This window comes from Streptomyces chartreusis NRRL 3882, from assembly GCF_900236475.1.
Lineage (GTDB): Bacteria > Actinomycetota > Actinomycetes > Streptomycetales > Streptomycetaceae > Streptomyces > Streptomyces chartreusis_D.
In genome coordinates, this window is sequence record NZ_LT963352.1 from 5010220 (window position 1) to 5028683 (window position 18464).

Consider the following 18464-nt stretch of genomic DNA (forward strand, 5'->3'; position numbering starts at 1 on the left):
CGCACGGTGACCACGACACGGGGAAGAGCGCATATGCCAGAGCAGCCCGCCACCGACCACCTCGTCCAGCTCCTCCGCACCACCCTCGGCGACTCCGTCCTCGGTATCTACCTGCACGGCTCCGCCACCCTCGGCGGCCTGCGCCCGCACAGTGACATCGACGTCCTGGCCGTCGTGAGGGACCGCATCGCGCACGCCCAACGCCGGGCCCTGGTCGAGGAGTTGCTCAAGGTGTCCGGTGTGGACGGGCGGCGGCACGTCGAGCTGATCGTCGTCGTACAGGACGACGTACGACCCTGGCGCTACCCGCCCACCTGCGACTTCCTCTACGGCGACTGGCTGCGCGAGGACTACGAGCGCGGAGTGACCCCGGTCCCCGAACCCAGCCCCGACCTCGCGCCTGTCCTCACGATGGTCCTGCGCGCCGACGTCCCGCTCCACGGGCCGCCGCCCGCCGAGCTCCTGGACCCCGTGCCGCACGACGACCTCAGGCGCGCCATCGTCGCCGGCGTGCCGGAGCTGATGGCCGAGCTGGACTCCGACACCCGCAACGTGCTGCTCACCCTGGCCAGGATCTGGACCACCCTCACCACCGGGACCATCCGCTCGAAGGACGCGGCAGCCGCGTGGGCGCTCGACCGGCTCCCAGCCGAGCACCGGCCCGTCCTCGCCCGCGCCCGGGCCGTCTACCTGGGGGAGGAGGCGGAGCGCTGGGACGACCTGGCGCCCCGGCCCTGCGCCGAGTTCCTGGCCCGGATGATCACGGAGAGTCACCCGTCGTAGGGCTCGTCGAGGTCCCAGGCCTGGTGCATCGCCGCCGCGAAGGCCGCCGCGATCTTGTGCTCGCCGCTCGCGTTGGGGTGGGTGCCGTCGTAGGTGTCGGCGTGGATGTCGTACGACGGTGGGGACGAGGCCAGGAGGACGGGCGAGCCGGGCTCGTCGAGGTCCGCGGCCGTCTTCGCCAGCAGCTCGTTGAAGCGGGCGACCTCGGCGGCGAAGGCCCGGTCGGACTCGGCCCGCACGTTCGGGGTCACCGGCAGCCACACCATCCGCACCCGCCGGTTCGCCGCCCGCGCCTCGGCGGTGAAGGCCCTCACGTTCTCGGCGGTCTGCTCGGCGTTCGTGTAGAAGCCCAGGTCGATCAGGCCGAGGGAGACCAGGAGGACGTCCGCGCGGCACGACCGCACCGCCTCGCCGATCAGCGGCGCCATGTGCAGCCAGCCCTCGCCCCAGCCGGCCAGGTGGGCCCGCGGGAAGTCCGGATCGGCGTACGCGTGGGAGGTCGGGGCGTCGGCGAGCTTGTCGTGGAGCGTCTCGCGCGGGCCGACCAGCGTGAAGGGGCCGCCGTAGGAACGGCACAGGTGCTGCCACATCCGGTAGCGCCACGTGTGTTCGCCCGCGCTCCCGATCGTCATGGAGTCACCGACGGGCATGAACCTGAGCATCCGCTCATCATGAACGATCGAGCCGCCGCACGGGGTGTGAGTCGGACCACGCGCCATGGCCCGGCCCCACCAACCCGCCGACCCCTGTGATCCGTTAGCGGCGATGAACCGGGGAGCGGGATGGCAGGCTTGGGGGCATGCGCCGACCGTTCGCCATCCTCGCCGCGGCCCTCCTCGCGGGCGCCTTCGCCGTGCCCGCCTCCGCCGCGGACGCCGACGAGGACTTCACGATCAAGGATCCGCGCATCACCGAGTCCAGCGGTCTGGCCGCCTCCCGTCTCCACCCCGGCATCTACTGGACGCACAACGACAGCGACGACGGCCCCTACATCTACGCCGTCGACAGCAGCACGGGCGAGACCGTCGCCCGCCTCACCCTCACCGGCGTCGGAACGCCCCGGGACGTCGAGGCCATCTCCATCGGCCCGGGCAACCGGATCTACGTCGGCGACACAGGCGACAACCTCGGCGGCAGCTGGCCCCACGTGTGGATCTACGAGCTGCCCGAGCCGAAGACGCTGAAGGACCAGACGATCCGGGCCACGCAGTACGTCGTGAAGTACTCCGACGGGCCCCGCGACGCCGAGTCCCTCGTCGTGCACCCGAAGACCGGCCGGGTCTACATCGTCGACAAGAACGAGAAGGGCGGGCACCTGTACGAGGGGCCCGCCGAGCTCTCCGCCTCGGGCACGAACGTCTTCCGGCCCGTCGCCGCCGTGCCCGACCTGGAGGCCACCGACGCCACGCTCTCCCCGGACGGCCGACACCTCGTCGTCCGCAGCTACTTCGGCGCGATCGCGTACGACTGGAACGGCGGGAAGATCAAGCGGAAGGAGCGGCTCGGCGTGCCGTTCCTCGGGCAGGGGGAGTCCGTCACCTACACCGCCGACGGGACGAGGCTCATGTACGGGGCCGAGGGGGCGGACAGTTCGGTGGAGGGACAGGACGCGCCCGGTGACCCCGGATCCTCGTCCGGCGGAGGGAGTTCGGCCGCCCGGGACGGCGGCGGCAGCGGGGACGGACTCAGCGGCAATCTCAAGACCGGCGCCATCGCCGTGGCCGTGGCCTGCGCCGCCCTGCTCGGTCTGCGCGGGCTGAGGCGGCGCCGGTAGGGCCTGCCGGTGGCGGCCTACGAGGCCGACTCGCCCCGGCGTTGCGCCACGAGTACTTCCAGCCCGTCCAGGATCCGCTGCAGACCGAACCCGAAGTGGTCGAAGTCGGGCCCGAACGTGTCCTCGGAGAGTGACGCCATCACCGGGTAGCGGCCCGAGGCCAGGACCTTCTCCAGTACCGGCACCTGTGCCTGCCAGAACTCCGTGTCCGTCAGGCCCGTCCGGCGCTCCGCCTCCTGCTGGTAGAGCTGCGTGCGCGCGGCCCCGACGACATACCCGTCGATCATGATGATCGCGGAGACCAGTTCGGGGTCGGTGAGCCCCATCGGGCGGATCCGGGTGAGGACCCTCTCCATGCCGTCCAGGGCGCTCGGGCCGAGGATCGGGCGGGACTGGTTGACCTGGAGCAGCCAGGGATGGCGCCGGTAGAGGGCGAGCGTCTCGTGGGCCAGGGCCTCCAGGGCGGCGCGCCAGCCGCCGTCGCCCAGGTCGGCCGGATTCTCCGAGGGGCGCTGGACCCGGTCCAGCATCAGGTCGAGCAGCTCGCCCTTGCCGGGGACGTACCGGTAGAGGGACATGGTGCCGGTGCCGAGTTCGGCGGCGACGCGGCGCATGGAGAACCCCTCCAGGCCTTCCGTGTCCGCGACCTGGACGGCCGCTTCCACGATCCGGTCCAGGGTCAGGGTCGGCTTGGGGCCGCGACTGGGACGCCGGCCGGTGTCCCACAGCAGTTCGAGGGTGCGGGCGATATCGCCGCTGCCACTGGTCTCCGTACCGCCTGTGCTGCTCGTGCCGCGTTCCATGGAGAACAGCTTAGGTCCCCCGCAAAAAACTGGGTACGGTGTACGCGCAATCGGGTACGCTGTACCCAGTTCGGTGTCGACGCAGGGCACGAGCACACGGGAGGGGCGGCATGGACGGATACGCGGTGCGGGCCGAGGCGCTGGAGAAGCGGTACGGCGAGAAACGCGCCCTCGACGGTTTCGATCTGGCGGTACGCGAGGGAACGGTGCACGGCCTGCTCGGGCCGAACGGGGCGGGCAAGACCACCGCCGTCCGCATCCTGTCCACGCTGATCCGGCTGGACGGGGGCAGGGCGACCGTCGCCGGGCTGGACGTGTCCCGGCAGCCCCGCGAGGTGCGGGGCCGGATCGGGCTCACCGGGCAGTACGCGGCGGTGGACGAGGTGCTCACCGGCCGGCAGAACCTGGAGATGTTCGGCCGGCTCTTCCACCTGGGCGGCAGGCGGGCCAGGCTCCGGGCGACCGAACTGCTGGAGCAGTTCGACCTGGCCGACGCCGCCGACCGGGGCGTCGGCAAGTACAGCGGCGGCATGCGGCGCCGCCTCGACCTCGCCGCGTCGATGATCCTCGCCCCGGCCGTCCTCTTCCTCGACGAGCCGACGACCGGTCTCGACCCCCGTAGCCGCGGGGAAGTCTGGGATTCCGTCCGGGCCTTGGTGGCGGGCGGCACGACCGTGCTGCTCACCACGCAGTACCTGGAGGAGGCCGACCGGCTCGCCTCCCGCATCACCGTCATCGACCAGGGGCGGGCCATCGCCGACGACACCCCGGACGGACTGAAGAACCTGGTCGGCGGCGACCGCATCGAGGTGGTGGTCGCCGAGCGCGCCGAGATCCCGCGGGTGGTGAAGGTGGTCGCCCGGGTCGCGGACGGCGAACCCGAGGCGGACGACACCGAGTTGCGGGTGCACGCCCCGGTCACCGACCGGGTCACGGCGCTCACCGAAGTGGCGCGGACCCTCCAGGACGAGGGTGTCCGCGTCGAGGACATCGGGCTGCGCAGGCCCAGCCTCGACGATGTCTTCCTGCGCCTGACCGGACACCGGACCGAGGAGGGCGCCGCAGCATGAGTGCCGTCGACCTGAGCCCGCCCGCCGCGCGCGGCCGCATCTACTGGCTGCTCGCCGACTGCTGGAACATCGTCCGCCGCGGTCTGACCCACTACCGGCGCCAGCCCGTCAACATCGCCTGGCAGCTGGGCTTCCCGATCCTCTCCGTGCTGCTCTACGGCTATGTCTTCGGCAGCGCCATGCAGGTGCCGGGCGGCGGAGACTACAAGGACTACCTGATGCCGGGCATGTTCGCGATGACCATGGCGTTCGGCTTCATCAACACGGCGACCCTCGTGGTCTACGACTCCACCAAAGGCGTCATCGACCGCTTCCGCTCCATGCCGATGGCGTCCTCCGCCGTGGTGGCCGGGCGCGGCGTGACCGATCTGCTCGTCGCCTGCGCCGAGTTGGCGATCATGATGCTCACCGCGCTCGCCATGGGCTGGCGGCCGGACGGGGGCCTCGGCTTCCTGGCCGCGTTCGGGCTGCTGCTGTGGCTGCGGTTCGCGCTGATCTGGATCGGGGTGTGGCTCGGCCTGCTCGTGCCCAACCCGGAGGCGGCGGGCGGCCTGTTCGCGGTCGCCTTCCCGCTGACGATGATCTCCAGCATCTTCGTCGCGCCGCAGCTCATGCCCGACTGGCTGGGCTGGGTGGCGGTCTGGAACCCGATCTCCTCCACGGCGGCGGCGACCCGCGAGCTGTTCGGCACGCCGGTCGGCGGTGACACCTGGGTCGAGCAGCACGCGCTGCTGATGGCCGGGGTGTGGCCGGTGATCCTGACGCTCGTCTTCCTGCCGCTCGCCGTGCGGCGGTTCCGGAAACTGAGCCGCTAGCGAGCGGAACCCGCACCTCCCGGAGGGTTGACGTGCTCATGGTGCGTCAGTTTCCTGGGAGGTGCGCGGCGCACATGGGAGCGCTCCCATCAGTTCCGGGGCCGCGCCTCCTCCGAGAGGAAGCAGCCATGTTCCGCACTCTGCGAAGAGCGCTGTGCGTCGCCGCGGCGCTCCTGTTACCCCTGGCCGGTACCCAGTCGGCACACGCCGACGTCGACGCGCAGGCCGGCGCCGGCTACTGGCACACCAGCGGCCGGCAGATCCTGGACGCGGCCGGGCAGCCGGTCCGTATCGCCGGCATCAACTGGTTCGGCTTCGAGACCGACATCCACGTCGTCCACGGGCTGTGGACCCGCGACTACAAGAGCATGATCGACCAGATGAAGTCGCTGGGCTACAACACCATCCGGATGCCCTACAGCGACGACATCCTCAAGCCCGGCACCATGCCCGACAGCATCAACCACGACGGCAAGAACACCGACCTGCGGGGCCTGACCTCGCTCCAGGTACTGGACCGGATCGTGGCGTACGCCGGGCAGGCCGGCCTCAAGATCGTCCTCGACCGGCACCGCCCGGACGCGGCGGGCCAGTCGGCGCTCTGGTACACGGCGTCGGTCCCCGAGTCGACCTGGATCACCAACCTCAAGTCCCTGGCGGCGCGGTACAAGGGCAACCCCACCGTGGTCGGCATCGACCTGCACAACGAGCCCCACGACCCGGCCTGCTGGGGCTGCGGCGACACCACCCGGGACTGGCGGCTGGCCGCCCAGCGCGCGGGCAACGCCGTGCTGTCGGTCAATCCCGAGCTGCTGATCATGGTCGAGGGCGTGCAGTCGTTCAACGGCGCCAACGGCTGGTGGGGCGGCAACCTCATGGGCGTCGCCCAGTACCCGGTCCAGCTGGACGTCCCGAACCGGCTCGTGTACTCGGCCCATGACTACGCCACGTCGGTGGCCCAGCAGTCGTGGTTCAGCGACCCGTCCTTCCCCGCCAACATGCCGGGGATCTGGGACAAGTACTGGGGCTACATCTTCAAGCAGGACATCGCGCCGGTGTGGCTCGGCGAGTTCGGTACGACGCTCCAGCCGGCGGTGGACCAGAAGTGGCTGTCCGCGCTGGTGACGTACCTGCGCTCGACGTCGGCGTACGGCGCCGACAGCTTCCACTGGACGTTCTGGACCTGGAACCCCAACTCGGGCGACACGGGGGGCATCCTCAAGGACGACTGGCAGACGGTGGACACCGCGAAGGACGGGTACCTCAAGGCGATCAAGGCGCCGGGGTTCGAGGGCGGCGGTTCCGGGCCGGGTCCCGGCGGGCCGGGTGACCCCGGCGGCACGGCTGCCTGCACCGCCGCCTACACGGTGAGCAGCGACTGGGGCGGCGGCTTCAACGCCGAGGTGAAGGTGACCAACACGGGCAGTGCGCCGCTGAAGTCCTGGCAGGTCACCTGGGCGTGGAGCGGTGCGGAGAAGGTCACCAGCATGTGGAACGCGTCGTACACGCAGAGCGGGACGAGCGTGACGGCCGTGAACGCCGCGCACAACGGGACCGTGCCGGTGGGCGGTTCGGCGAGCTTCGGCTTCGGAGGTACTCCCGGGGGCGGGGCCGTACCGAGTGTGAGGTGCACGGCGACATGACGCCGGTGTGACGGGGCGCCCGGTGCTCGCCGGGCGCCCCTTCCGCTGATGCGGCGGATTCCGTGCCGGCCCGCCCCGCAGCGGCGTACGTTGAACCGTATGGCTCTTCATCAGGCCAATGCGTGGCACACAGGACAGGAGTCGTCGAGCGACACGAGCCTCCCACGCAGTGGAGGCGTGATGCTGCCTCCCCAGCCCTCCACCCGCCGGACGTGAGCTTCCCCGCCGTAGCCCGCTCCGCCGAACGGCCCATCCGGTTCACCGCGGCCCCTGACCTTTGACGTGGGCCTTTCCCCTGCCCGCCCGCTCGAGCCTCCTCGGTGACTCACACCATCGGGTTGACTTGCCCGGCCGAAGGGCCGTCAGCCTTCCTCCAGGGCGCTTTTCCGCTCACTGTGTGATCATGAAAACTCCACGATTGCACTGGATGCCCCGATCCCTCGCGCACTCGGCTGGCGCGGCTGTCATCGTCCTCGCGGCAGCCCTGACCTCCGCCGCGCCCGTAGCGGCCGACACGACTGCGCCGCCGGACCGTAAAGATGGCCAGAGTTCTTCGTGCTACACGTCCCGCACTGAGCGGCAGGGGATCGAAGGGGTCGTCTGGACTGTCCTGTTCGGGCCCCAGAACACCACGACGGAGACCAAGTGCGACGGCCAGGTGGCGGAGGGAGGGCAGGACCAGAGCATCGGCCTCCTCCCGCCTCTCGCGGGCTGACCTGCCAGGGGCGCTTGGGTATTCCGGGCGCCCCTCTCATCGCGGCCTGCGCTTTTCCTGCGGGTAGTTCGCGATGGTCCAACAGCCCCTGTTTTCAGGGGGTTTGCGCGTAGAGAACGACTCGATTCGGTCAAGTCTTGGTCGAATGCGTACTGGCATGGCGTGCTCTTCCGAAACGATGCGGCACGGACCGTGTGACACGCGGTCCTGAACCCCTCACCGTTCTGAGAGAACTCCATGAGAAGAAGCGCAGCCGTCCTGTGCGGCGCGACCGTCGTCCTGGCCGGGACGCTCACCGCCGTCCCCGCCAACGCCAGCGCGTCGCACTCCGCGAACACCGCCCGGGCCGCGAAAGTCACGTGGAAGAAGTGCGGCACGGAGGACTACCCGACGCTCCAGTGCGCGTCGGTGAAAGTGCCGCTCGACTACGCGAAGCCGCAGGGGAAGCAGATCACGCTGGCGCTGTCGCGCGTGCCGCACACCGCCAAGACGTACCAGGGCCCGCTGCTGGTCAACCCCGGGGGCCCCGGCGGCAGCGGCCTGACCCTGGCCGGTTTCGTCGCGTCCTCCCTGCCGAAGGAGGTCGCGGCCCAGTACGACGTCATCGGCTTCGACCCGCGCGGCGTGGGCAAGAGCCAGCCCGCCCTGGACTGCAAGCCGGGCTACTTCAACCCCGTGCGCCCCGACTCCGTACCCAGCACGCCGGCGATCGAGAAGGCCAACCTGGAGCGCGCCAAGTCCTTCGCCCAGGCCTGCGGCAAGAAGTACGCGGACGTCCTGCCGTACATGAACACGGTCAGCGCCGTGAAGGACATGGACTCGATCCGCAAGGCCCTCGGCGCCAAGAAGATCAACTACTTCGGCTACTCGTACGGCACCTACCTCGGCGCGGTCTACGGCAAGCTGTACCCCGAGCGGGTACGGCGCCTGGTGCTGGACTCGATCGTCGACCCGACCGGGGTCTGGTACGAGGACAACATCCAGCAGGACTACGCCTTCGACAAGCGCCACAAGGCGCTCATGGCGTGGATCGCCAAGTACGACTCCACGTACAAGCTCGGCACCGACCCGAAGAAGGTCGAGGCCAAGTGGTACGCCATGCGGGCGGCCCTGGCCAAGAAGCCGGCGGGCGGCAAGGTCGGCGCCTCCGAGCTGGAGGACATCTTCATACCCGGCGGCTACAACAACGGCTACTGGCCCACCCTCGCCCAGACGTTCGCGGCGTACGTCAACAACCACGACACCGCTGCGCTGGTCAAGGCGTACGACAACATCGCCGCCATCGACGCCTCCGGCGACAACGGCTACAGCGTGTACACCTCGGTGCAGTGCCGTGACGCGTCCTGGCCGCGCGACTGGAACCAGTGGCGCAAGGACAACTGGGCGGTGTACGAGAAGGCGCCGTTCATGGCCTGGAACAACGCCTGGTACAACGCGCCGTGCGCGTTCTGGCCGACGAAGTCGCTGAAGCCGGTGAACGTCGCCAATGCCAAGCTCCCGCCGGTGCTGCTGTTCCAGGCGACGGACGACGCGGCCACCCCGTACCAGGGCGGTGTCACCATGCACCGGCTGCTGAAGGGCTCCAGCCTGGTGGTGGAGCAGGGCGGCGGCAACCACGGCATCACGCTGGGCGGCAACGCCTGCCTCGACAAGTACCTGGCGACGTACCTCACCAGCGGCAAGGTGCCGCACGGCAGCGGCGTGGCCGACGCGGTCTGCCAGAAGACGCCCGACCCGAAGCCGCAGGCCACGGCGGGGAAGACGCCGAGCACGGCCCAGTCGGCCGTTGCCACGGTCGGCAACACCCTGCGCGGGATCCTGGGGTCCGGGGTCTGACGTGCCGGGGTGAGCATCGCCCGACATGACGCAAAGGGGCGCCCCGCACTCGCGGGGCGCCCTCTGTCACGTGCGGGAGAAGGTCACAGCTTCTCGATCACGTAGTCGACGCACTTCGTCAGGGCCTCGATGTCCGCCGGGTCGATCGCCGGGAACATCGCGACGCGCAGCTGGTTGCGGCCGAGCTTGCGGTAGGGCTCGGTGTCGACGATGCCGTTGGCCCGCAGGACCTTGGCGACGGCGGCGGCGTCCACCTCGTCCGTGAAGTCGATCGTGCCGATGACCTGGGAGCGCTTGGCCGGGTCGGTGACGAACGGGTTCGCGAACTTGACGTCCTCGGCCCAGCCGTACAGCGTCCGCGCGGACGTGGCGGTGCGGCGGACCGACCAGTCCAGGCCGCCCTGGCCGTTGATCCACTCCAGCTGCTCGTTGAGGAGGAACAGGGTGGCGAGGGCCGGGGTGTTGTACGTCTGGTTCTTGCGGGAGTTGTCGATGGCCGTCGGCAGCGAGAAGAACTCGGGGACGTGCCGGCCGGACGCGTGGACGCGCTCGGCGCGCTCGATCGCGGCCGGGGAGAAGACGCCGATCCACAGGCCGCCGTCGGAGGCGAAGGACTTCTGCGGGGCGAAGTAGTAGACGTCCGTCTCGGCGATGTCGACGGGGAGGCCGCCGGCACCGGAGGTGGCGTCCACCAGCACCAAGGCGCCCTCGTCGGCGCCGGCCACGCGCTTGATCGGCATGGCGACACCGGTCGAGGTCTCGTTGTGGGTGAAGGCGTAGACGTCGACGCCCGCCTCGGCGACCGGCTCGGGGTGCGTGCCCGGGTCGCTGGAGATGACGTCCGGCTCGGCCAGCCAGGGTGCGAGCTTGGCGGCCTTGGCGAACTTGGAGGAGAACTCGCCGAAGCTGAGGTGCTGCGACTTGTTCTCGATCAGGCCGTGCGTCGCGATGTCCCAGAACGCGGTGGAGCCGCCGTTGCCGAGGACCACCTCGTACCCGTCGGGGAGCTGGAACAGCTCACGGATGCCCTCACGCACCTTGCCGACCAGGTTCTTGACGGGGGCCTGGCGGTGGGAGGTGCCGAGCAGGGACGTGCCGGTCGCGGCCAGGGCGTCCAGCGCCTCCACCCGCACCTTGGAGGGGCCCGCGCCGAATCGACCGTCGGCGGGCTTGATGTCAGCAGGAATCTGGATCTCAGCCACGCTCTGGAGGTTAGCCGGTGAGGAAACCCGGGCGAAACGTGGTCCGTCGGGTGAGACGGGGTTCGTGGCGGCGTGAGACTGGTTTGCTGGACGTATGACGGATCTCGAGGTCGGGCTGCGCAGGGCCGTCCGAGGTGACGTCCGCTTCGACGTCGCCTCCCGGGCGCTGGTCACCATGGACGCCTCCAACTACCGCCGGGTCCCACTCGGCGTCGTCGCCCCGCGCGACGCCGACGACGTGGCCGCCGTGCTGGAGGTGTGCCGGGCCCACGGCGTGCCGGTGGTGGCGCGGGGCGGGGGGACGTCGATCGCCGGGCAGGCGACCGGGACGGGGGTGGTGCTGGACTTCACCCGGCACATGAACCGGCTGGTCGCCCTGGATCCCGAGACGCGTACGGCCGTCGTGCAGCCGGGGCTGGTGCTCGACCGGCTCCAGGAGGCGGCGGCCGGGCACGGGCTGCGGTTCGGGCCCGACCCCTCCACCCACAGCCGGTGCACGCTCGGCGGCATGATCGGCAACAACTCGTGCGGCTCGCACTCGGTGGCCTGGGGGACGACCGCGGACAGTGTGCGCGAGCTGGACGTGATCACCGCGCGCGGGCGGCGGCTGCGGCTCGGGCGGGACTGGGCCGGCGCGCCGGACGGTCTGCGGGAGCTGGTGGACGGCGAACTGGCCCGGTTGCGCACGGGCTTCCCGGAGCTGCCCCGCCGTATCTCCGGATACGCGCTGGACGCCCTGCTGCCCGAGCGGGGCGCCGACGTGGCCCGCTCCTTCTGCGGTTCGGAGGGCACGCTGGGCGTGCTGACGGAGGCGGTCGTACGACTGGTCGAGGCACCCCGCGCGCGTGCGCTGGCCGTGCTGGGCTACGCCGACGAGAGCGCGGCGGCGCAGGCCGCTGCCGGGCTGCTGCCGCTGCGCCCGCTGACGGTGGAGGGCATGGCGGCGGACCTGGTGCCGTCCACGGCCGCGCTGCCACGGGGCGGGGCCTGGCTGTTCGTGGAGACCGGCGGGGAGTCGGCCGGCGAGGCACGCACGCGTGCCGAGACGATCGTGCGGGCGGCCGATGGCGTGGACGCCCTGGTGGTCACCGACCCGGCCGGGCAGCGCGCGCTGTGGCGGATCCGGGAGGACGCGAGCGGTACGGCGACGCGGATGCCGGACGGGCGGGAGGCCTGGCCGGGCTGGGAGGACTGCGCGGTGCCGCCCGCCCGGCTCGGGGCGTATCTGCGGGACTTCCGGGCGCTGCTCGGCGCGCACGGGCTGCGCGGCACGCCGTACGGGCACTTCGGGGACGGCTGCATCCACGTCCGTATCGACTTCGACCTGCTGACCGAGCCTGGTGTCGCCCGGTTCCGCCGCTTCTCGGAGGAGCTCGCCGAGCTGGTGGTGGCACACGGCGGTTCGCTGTCCGGGGAGCACGGCGACGGGCAGGCGCGGGCGGAGCTGCTGCCGAAGATGTACGGGCAGGAGATGGTCGGCCTGTTCGAGCGGGTGAAGGGAGTGTGGGACCCGGACGACCTGCTCAACCCCGGGATGCTGGTCCGCCCCGCGCCCCTGGACACGGACCTGCGCTTCTCCGTCCTCCCCCGCGAGCCCGTCGACGTCGCCTTCGGCTACCCCTCCGACGGCGGTGACTTCCCGGCTGCGGTGCGGCGCTGCGTGGGCGTCGCCAAATGCCGTACGGCATCGGTGTCCGGCTCCTCCGTCATGTGCCCGTCCTTCCGGGCGACCGGCGCGGAGCAGCACTCCACGCGCGGGCGGGCCCGGCTGCTGCACGAGATGCTCGCCGGTGAGGTCGTGACCGACGGCTGGCGCTCCACACAGGTGCGGGACGCGCTGGACCTGTGCCTGTCCTGCAAGGGCTGCCGGTCGGACTGCCCGGTGGAGGTGGACATGGCCACCTACAAGGCGGAGTTCCTCCACCACCACTACGCCGGCCGGCGCCGGCCCGCCGCGCACTACTCGATGGGCCGGCTGCCGGTGTGGCTCCGAGCCGTGGCCCGTACGCACACGGCGCGGCTGGTCAACGCCCTCGCCCGGCTGCGGCCCTTCGCCCGGGCGGCGAAACGACTGGGCGGGATCGCCCCCGAGCGGGAGATCCCCCGGGTGGCGACACGGACGTTCAGCCGGTGGTGGGAGCGGCGACGGGCGCGACACACCTCCGCGCAGGGCGAGCTGGTCATCCTCTGGCCGGACACGTTCACCGAGTACCTCGCGCCCTCCGTGGGGCAGGCCGCGGTGCGGGTGCTGGAGGCGGCCGGGTTGCGGGTGGCGCTTCCGCCGACCGTGCGGCTGGCGAAACCGCCGGTGGGCGACGGCAGGACGGTAGCGCTCGACCCGCTGTCCCTGCTGCGGGGCCGGGGGCGCGTCTGCTGCGGGCTGACCTACGTGTCGACGGGGCAGCTGGACCGTGCCCGCGCGGTCATGCGCCGCACGCTCGACCTGATGGAACCGGTGCTGGAGACCGACGCCCCGGTCGTGGTCCTGGAGCCGAGCTGCGCCGCGGCGCTCCGCACGGACGTCCCCGAGCTGCTGCACGAGGACCCGCGCGCGGCCCGCCTCGCCGCCAAGGTCCTCACGTTCGCGGAGACGCTGGAACGCCACGCCCCCGGCTGGGCGCCGCGCGTGGACCGCCCGGTGGCCGGCCAGACCCACTGCCACCAGCACGCGGTGCTGGGCGACGCCGCCGACCGCCGGCTGCGTCGGGCCGCGCTGCTCACCGGCGAACTGAGCGGCGGCTGCTGCGGCCTCGCGGGGAACTTCGGCTTCGAGAAGGGCCACTACGAGGTGTCCACCGCGTGCGCGGAGGAACAGCTCCTGCCATCCGTGCGGGACGCCCCCGACGGCACGGTGGTCCTGGCGGACGGCTTCTCCTGCCGCACGCAGCTGGAGCAGCTGGCGGGCGTGCGGGGGAGGCATCTGGCGGAGGTGCTGGCGGCGGCGCTGGAGGGGGGCGGCTGATACCGACGTGGACGTGCTTGAGGCGTTCGGGCCACGGGACGGGCGGACCCGAGTGTCTGAGCCGGGGGAGGGGCGCGGCCGCTCCTAGGCTCTCGCCACCAGCCACTCGAAGGAGCCCGCGCATGAGCGTCCGCGTCCAGCCGATCACCCGTGACGAGCATCTCGCGTTCGTCGCGGCCCGCCCCTCCGCCAGCCACACCCAGATCCCGTCCTGGGGCGAGGTGAAGCCCGACTGGAGGGCGGAGAGCCTCGGCTGGTTCGACGACGCCGGGCAGCTCGTCGGCGCCGGACTGGTGCTGCTGCGCCCGCTGCCCGGGCCGAAGCTGCCCGGACTGCCGCGGTACCTGGCGTACCTGCCCGAGGGCCCGCTCATCGACTGGCACGAACCCGGCCTCGAACACCTGCTGGAGCCGATGATCGCCCACCTCCGGAGCCGGGGCGCGTTCGCGGTGCGGATGGGCCCGCCGGTCGCCGTGCGCCGCTGGAGCGCCGAGGCGGTCAAGGCGGCGATCGCGGACCCGGCGGCCCGGCGGCTGCGCGACGTGCGGGCGACGTCGTTCGAACCGCGTGCCGGCCAGGTCGCGGACACCCTGCGCCGCATGGGCTGGCGGCAGACCGAACCCGGCGGCGAGGACGGCTTCGCCGCGGGACAGCCCCGGTACGTCTTCCAGGTGCCGTTCGCCGGGCGCACGCTGGACGACATCCGCGCCGGTCTGAACCAGCAGTGGCGGCGCAACATCAGCAAGGCGGAGAAGGCCGGCGTGAAGGTCGTACGCGGCGGCTACGAGGATCTGCCGGCCTTCCACGAGCTGTACTCCGAGACCGCCGAGCGCGACCGCTTCATCCCGCGCCCGCTGCCCTACTTCCAGCGCATGTGGAGCGCGCTCACCGCCGAGCACCCGGACCGTATGCGGCTCTACCTCGCGTACCACGACGGCGAGGCGCTCGCCGCCGCGACGATGCTCACCGTCGGTGAGCACGTCTGGTACTCCTACGGCGCCTCCACCAGCCGCCGCCGCGAGGTCCAGCCGAGCAGCGCCGTGCAGTGGCGCATGATGACGGACGCCCATGGACTCGGCGCCGCCGTCTACGACCTGCGCGGCATCACCGACACGCTGGAGGAGTCCAACCACCTGCTGGGGCTGCTCCGGTTCAAGGTGGGCACCGGCGGCGAGGCCGTCGAGTACCTCGGCGAGTGGGACTTCCCGATCAACCGGCTGCTGCACAAGGCGATGAGCCTGTACCTCGCCCGACGCTGAGGGCCGGAGAACCCGGGGAGCCTCGAGAGCCCGCATTCCGAGACAGTGGCATCAGCGGTTTACGCGCCTGACCGAGTCCATTACTCTGGACTTGACAGTACATCGTGATGCACAAGACCGTGCAGGGCGGTGTACGCAACGCAGCCGAGTACACAGCCGAGCCGAGCACAGGACCGCCCGTGACCACCCCCGAAAGCGTCACCACGCCCCAGTCCGCGACAACCGCCGCTGCCACCGCACCGGCCGCCGGGCCGGGCCGACCGGGCCGACTGGGCTCCCTCGGGCCGGTGGGCCTGGTGTTCGCGGGTGGGATCTCGGTGCAGTTCGGCGGTGCGCTGGCGGTGATGCTGATGCCGAGGGCGGGCGCCCTCGGGGTGGTGGCGCTGCGGTTGCTCGTGGCGGCTGCCGTCCTGCTGCTGGTATGCCGTCCGCGGCTGCGCGGCCACTCGCGCACCGACTGGGGCACGGTCGTCGTCTTCGGCATCACCATGGCCGCGATGAACGGCCTCTTCTACCAGGCCGTCGCCCGCATCCCGCTGGGCCCGGCGGTCACCCTGGAGGTCCTCGGCCCGCTCGCCCTCTCGGTCCTGGCGTCCCGCCGCGCGATCAACGTCGTCTGGGCGGCCCTCGCCCTCGCCGGCGTCTTCCTCCTCGGCGGGGGAGGCTTCAGCGGCCTCGACCCCGTAGGAGCGGCCTTCGCCCTGGGCGCCGGCGCCATGTGGGCGACCTACATCATCTTCAGTGCCCGTACGGGCCGCCGCTTCCCGCAGGCCGACGGCCTGGCACTGGCGATGGCGGTGGGGGCGGTGCTGTTCCTGCCGCTGGGGATCGCCGAGTCGGGGACGAAGCTGCTCGACCCGGTGACGCTCGGCCTGGGCGCGGCGGTGGCCCTGCTCTCCTCGGTCCTGCCCTACACCCTCGAACTCCTCGCCCTGCGCCGCCTGCCCGCCTCCACCTTCGCGATCCTCATGAGCCTGGAACCGGCCATCGCCGCGACGGCCGGCTTCCTCCTCCTCGACCAGACCCTCACCGCCATGGAGGCCGCAGCGATCGCCCTCGTCATCGCGGCGAGCATGGGAGCGGTACGGACCCAGGTCGGCCGCGGCCGCGACCGCCGGAAGAAGGCGGCGCTGGAGAGCACGGCTCTGGAGGGCTAGCCCGGCACGCCGCCGCGCTGTCGAGCGAGGCACCGGGCAGGGAACACGCAGACCGATGCGCCGTCACTCCGGCCGGTGCGCGCGCGCCACGCGAAACCCCACGTCGTCGATCCGGAACGTCGGATGACTGCGGCGCCGAACGGAAGCACGGCAACTCCAGTGCTCGTCGGCCCAGCCGCCGCCCCGCAGCACCCGGTAGGTGCCGTAGACCTCGGCGTCGTAGACGTCCCAGCACCACTCCCAGACATTGCCCAGCATGTCGTAGCAGCCCCACGCGTTGGGCTGCTTGCCGCCCACGGGACGGATGCGCTCCTGTGAGGTGCCGCGGTACCAGGCGATCTCGTCGAGCCGCCCGTACCGTGGCCCGCTGCTGCCGGCCCGGCAGGCGTGCTCCCACTCGGCCTCGGTCGGCAGCCGGTACCCGTCACCGGAGGTGTCCCAGCCGACCGGCTCGGACTCACCGCACAGGCGGTACGCGGGCGTCAGCCCTTCCGCCCGGGACAGCGCGTTGCAGAACCGGACCGCGTCCCACCACGACACGCCCTCGACGGGCAGCCGGTCACCGCGAGCGGCACTCGGCCGCTCCCCGGTGACCTGGGCGTACCACGCCTGAGTGACCGGGAACGCCGACATCCGGAACGCCGCGACCTCCACCGCCCAACTCCGCCGCGTCCGCCGGTCGGACAGCGTCACCCGCCCCGGCGGAACGGCCACCATCCCGGTCCCCGCACCCACACCAGCCCCCATGCCGAGCCACACTAACGGCGGTCGGACGCCGGACGTGAAATATCCGAGCGGGCGGCGAAGTTGGCTTGGTCATGACTCAAGGCCCGGCACCCCGCCCGCTGTCCGACGAAGCCCTCTCCGACCTGCTCGGCAAGCAGCAGTTCGGCACTCTCGCCACCGTCAAGCGCAACGGTCGGCCCCATCTGACCACCATGGTCTACAGCTGGGACCCCGGGGCCCGGATCGTGCGGTTCTCGACGACGGCCGACCGTGTCAAGGTCAGGCAGCTGCGCCACGATCCGCGCGCGGCGCTGCATGTGCAGGGCGGTGACGTGTGGTCGTTCGCCGTCGCGGAGGGCGAGGCGGAGGTTTCCGAGGTCACGACGGTTCCCGGTGACGAGGTCGGGCGGGAGCTGCTCGGGATCATCCCGGAGGAGGCCAGGCCGGAGGACGAAGGCGCGTTCCTGGAGCAGTTGGTGGCCGAACGGCGAGTGGTCGTCCGGTTGCACGTGGACCGGCTGTACGGGACGGCGCTCGACATCGACGGGTAGGCCCGATGGGGCCCAGGGCACCCCTGGGGCGCCCTAGCGCACCAACACCCCCCGCACCGTGATCCCGTAATGCACCCGCAGCCGCCGCAGCTCCCACAACCCGACCGCGGTCACGGACAGCGGGGCCCCGAGCATGAACACCGCTCGCACCGGCCCCGGCACGCCCGCGTACGCCCCGGTGAGGACGTCGATCAGCGCCATCTCCCAGACCAGCGTCATGGCGAGCAGCGGCGGCATGGTCTGGTGGATGTCGGCCGTGCGGAACACGTGGAGCAGGGCCAGGCCGATGCCCCAGAAGATGAACGGCGTCACCCACACCAGGATGAACACGATGACCACCCAAGTGACCACGGACATCACCGGGTTGGTGGCGAACTTCCCGTCGAGGAAGCCGGTGAGCATGGTGGCCGGGAAGACGAAGACCGCGGCGACGAGGGCCAGGATCGCACCGAACGACTTCGCGGCCCGGCGCAGCAGGTCCCGGCGGGCCGACGGAGCGGTGAGAGCCGTCAGGACGCCCACGACCACCGGAAGCGTCACGGACAGCACCAGCACGCTGATCCACGACTGCTGGAACCGGTCGTCCGCGACGTCCTCGACGGAGCGGGCGATCTTGTAGGACACCGACACCCACACCACCGCGCCGAGCCCCACGAGCGTACGGATCTTCTGCATCCGCGCGATGAACGGATCCTCCACGAGGTCCGGCCGGGACGGCTTGAAGACCCGGCGCGCGGTGTGGATGGGGCCGATCCGCCGCCGCAGCCGTGTGAAGGGGCCGGGCGGCGGCGCCTGAGGTGGCATCGGGTGGGGTGCGTAGGGGTGCGGCACATGGGGCGGATGGCCACCGCCCGGTGGCGGCTGCGGCGGTCCGTAGGGGCCGGGTGCGGGCGGGTGGGGCCCGGGCGGAGGCGGTGGGTACGGCTGTCCGCCGTGCGGGCCGTACGGCGGCGGCTGCCCGCCCGGGTTCCAGTTGCTCATCCTTGTGTCTCCCCCGATGCGTGACCACTGCGCGACCAAGTGAACAAGCGCGTCCCAGAGTGTATTGATCGCGCCGCCCGTGCACACGCTTTCAGCCACCCGACAATTTCATGCAAGCACGCTTGATTGTTTCTGGCCTCGCTGCCATGCTCCTCAACACGCCGCACCACCCCGCACCACCCCCGCA

Annotated in this window: 15 protein-coding genes; 10 read left to right on the forward strand and 5 right to left on the reverse strand. The window is 71.5% G+C overall.

Annotated features, from left to right (window positions below):
• Positions 1 to 33 precede the first annotated feature (33 nt).
• On the forward strand, positions 34 to 783 hold the full coding sequence (locus tag SCNRRL3882_RS22705; RefSeq protein ID WP_010035842.1) for an aminoglycoside nucleotidyltransferase ANT9: 750 nt from the start codon (positions 34 to 36) through the stop codon (positions 781 to 783).
• Here the strand turns inward: SCNRRL3882_RS22705 and SCNRRL3882_RS22710 are convergent.
• Complete coding sequence (locus tag SCNRRL3882_RS22710; protein WP_010035839.1) at positions 771 to 1445, reverse strand: GDSL-type esterase/lipase family protein; 675 nt, start codon at positions 1443 to 1445, stop codon at positions 771 to 773. The genes SCNRRL3882_RS22705 and SCNRRL3882_RS22710 overlap by 13 nt on opposite strands.
• A gap of 137 nt (positions 1446 to 1582) precedes the next feature.
• On the opposite strand from SCNRRL3882_RS22710, the gene SCNRRL3882_RS22715 reads away from it, so the two are divergent.
• Positions 1583 to 2557: a hypothetical protein gene (locus tag SCNRRL3882_RS22715; protein WP_010035838.1), complete on the forward strand. Its 975-nt coding sequence runs from the start codon at positions 1583 to 1585 to the stop codon at positions 2555 to 2557.
• Between the two features lie 17 nt (positions 2558 to 2574).
• Here the strand turns inward: SCNRRL3882_RS22715 and SCNRRL3882_RS22720 are convergent, their stop codons facing one another.
• Positions 2575 to 3360 carry a TetR/AcrR family transcriptional regulator gene (locus tag SCNRRL3882_RS22720; RefSeq protein ID WP_010035837.1) on the reverse strand — a complete coding sequence of 262 codons (786 nt, stop codon included), beginning with the start codon at positions 3358 to 3360 and terminating at the stop codon, positions 2575 to 2577.
• Between the two features lie 110 nt (positions 3361 to 3470).
• Between SCNRRL3882_RS22720 and SCNRRL3882_RS22725 the strand changes: the two genes are divergently transcribed.
• From SCNRRL3882_RS22725 to SCNRRL3882_RS22745, 4 genes are all read left to right on the forward strand, one after another.
• Entirely contained in the window at positions 3471 to 4430 is a 960-nt protein-coding gene (locus SCNRRL3882_RS22725) for a daunorubicin resistance protein DrrA family ABC transporter ATP-binding protein (RefSeq protein ID WP_010035834.1), read from the forward strand.
• Positions 4427 to 5245, forward strand: coding sequence for an ABC transporter permease (locus SCNRRL3882_RS22730; protein ID WP_010035833.1), 819 nt, complete (start codon positions 4427 to 4429; stop codon positions 5243 to 5245). The genes SCNRRL3882_RS22725 and SCNRRL3882_RS22730 overlap by 4 nt, the downstream gene beginning before the upstream one ends.
• A gap of 128 nt (positions 5246 to 5373) precedes the next feature.
• Entirely contained in the window at positions 5374 to 6888 is a 1515-nt protein-coding gene (locus tag SCNRRL3882_RS22735; RefSeq protein ID WP_010035830.1) for a cellulase family glycosylhydrolase, read from the forward strand.
• A 952-nt stretch (positions 6889 to 7840) separates the two neighbouring features.
• A complete protein-coding gene (locus SCNRRL3882_RS22745; protein WP_010035828.1) occupies positions 7841 to 9439 on the forward strand; it encodes an alpha/beta hydrolase in 1599 nt (532 codons plus the stop codon).
• An 83-nt stretch (positions 9440 to 9522) separates the two neighbouring features.
• Here SCNRRL3882_RS22745 and serC read toward each other — a convergent pair whose 3' ends face one another.
• Entirely contained in the window at positions 9523 to 10641 is a 1119-nt protein-coding gene (gene serC, locus SCNRRL3882_RS22750; protein ID WP_029180894.1) for a phosphoserine transaminase, read from the reverse strand.
• A gap of 94 nt (positions 10642 to 10735) precedes the next feature.
• On the opposite strand from serC, the gene SCNRRL3882_RS22755 reads away from it, so the two are divergent.
• The 3 genes from SCNRRL3882_RS22755 (at position 10736) to SCNRRL3882_RS22765 (ending at position 16019) form a co-directional block, all read left to right on the forward strand.
• Positions 10736 to 13603: an FAD-binding and (Fe-S)-binding domain-containing protein gene (locus tag SCNRRL3882_RS22755; protein ID WP_010035826.1), complete on the forward strand. Its 2868-nt coding sequence runs from the start codon at positions 10736 to 10738 to the stop codon at positions 13601 to 13603.
• A gap of 122 nt (positions 13604 to 13725) precedes the next feature.
• A complete protein-coding gene (locus tag SCNRRL3882_RS22760; RefSeq protein ID WP_010035825.1) occupies positions 13726 to 14862 on the forward strand; it encodes a lipid II:glycine glycyltransferase FemX in 1137 nt (378 codons plus the stop codon).
• A gap of 179 nt (positions 14863 to 15041) precedes the next feature.
• A complete protein-coding gene (locus SCNRRL3882_RS22765) occupies positions 15042 to 16019 on the forward strand; it encodes an EamA family transporter (RefSeq protein ID WP_029180893.1) in 978 nt (325 codons plus the stop codon).
• Positions 16020 to 16082: 63 nt separating this feature from the next.
• Here the strand turns inward: SCNRRL3882_RS22765 and SCNRRL3882_RS22770 are convergent, their stop codons facing one another.
• On the reverse strand, positions 16083 to 16766 hold the full coding sequence (locus SCNRRL3882_RS22770; RefSeq protein WP_040902663.1) for a formylglycine-generating enzyme family protein: 684 nt from the start codon (positions 16764 to 16766) through the stop codon (positions 16083 to 16085).
• A gap of 71 nt (positions 16767 to 16837) precedes the next feature.
• Here SCNRRL3882_RS22770 and SCNRRL3882_RS22775 point away from each other — a divergent pair, with 71 nt between their 5' ends.
• Positions 16838 to 17296 carry a pyridoxamine 5'-phosphate oxidase family protein gene (locus SCNRRL3882_RS22775; RefSeq protein WP_010035817.1) on the forward strand — a complete coding sequence of 153 codons (459 nt, stop codon included), beginning with the start codon at positions 16838 to 16840 and terminating at the stop codon, positions 17294 to 17296.
• Between the two features lie 33 nt (positions 17297 to 17329).
• Here the strand turns inward: SCNRRL3882_RS22775 and SCNRRL3882_RS22780 are convergent, their stop codons facing one another.
• A complete protein-coding gene (locus SCNRRL3882_RS22780; RefSeq protein WP_231911158.1) occupies positions 17330 to 18277 on the reverse strand; it encodes a hypothetical protein in 948 nt (315 codons plus the stop codon).
• Positions 18278 to 18464 lie beyond the last annotated feature (187 nt).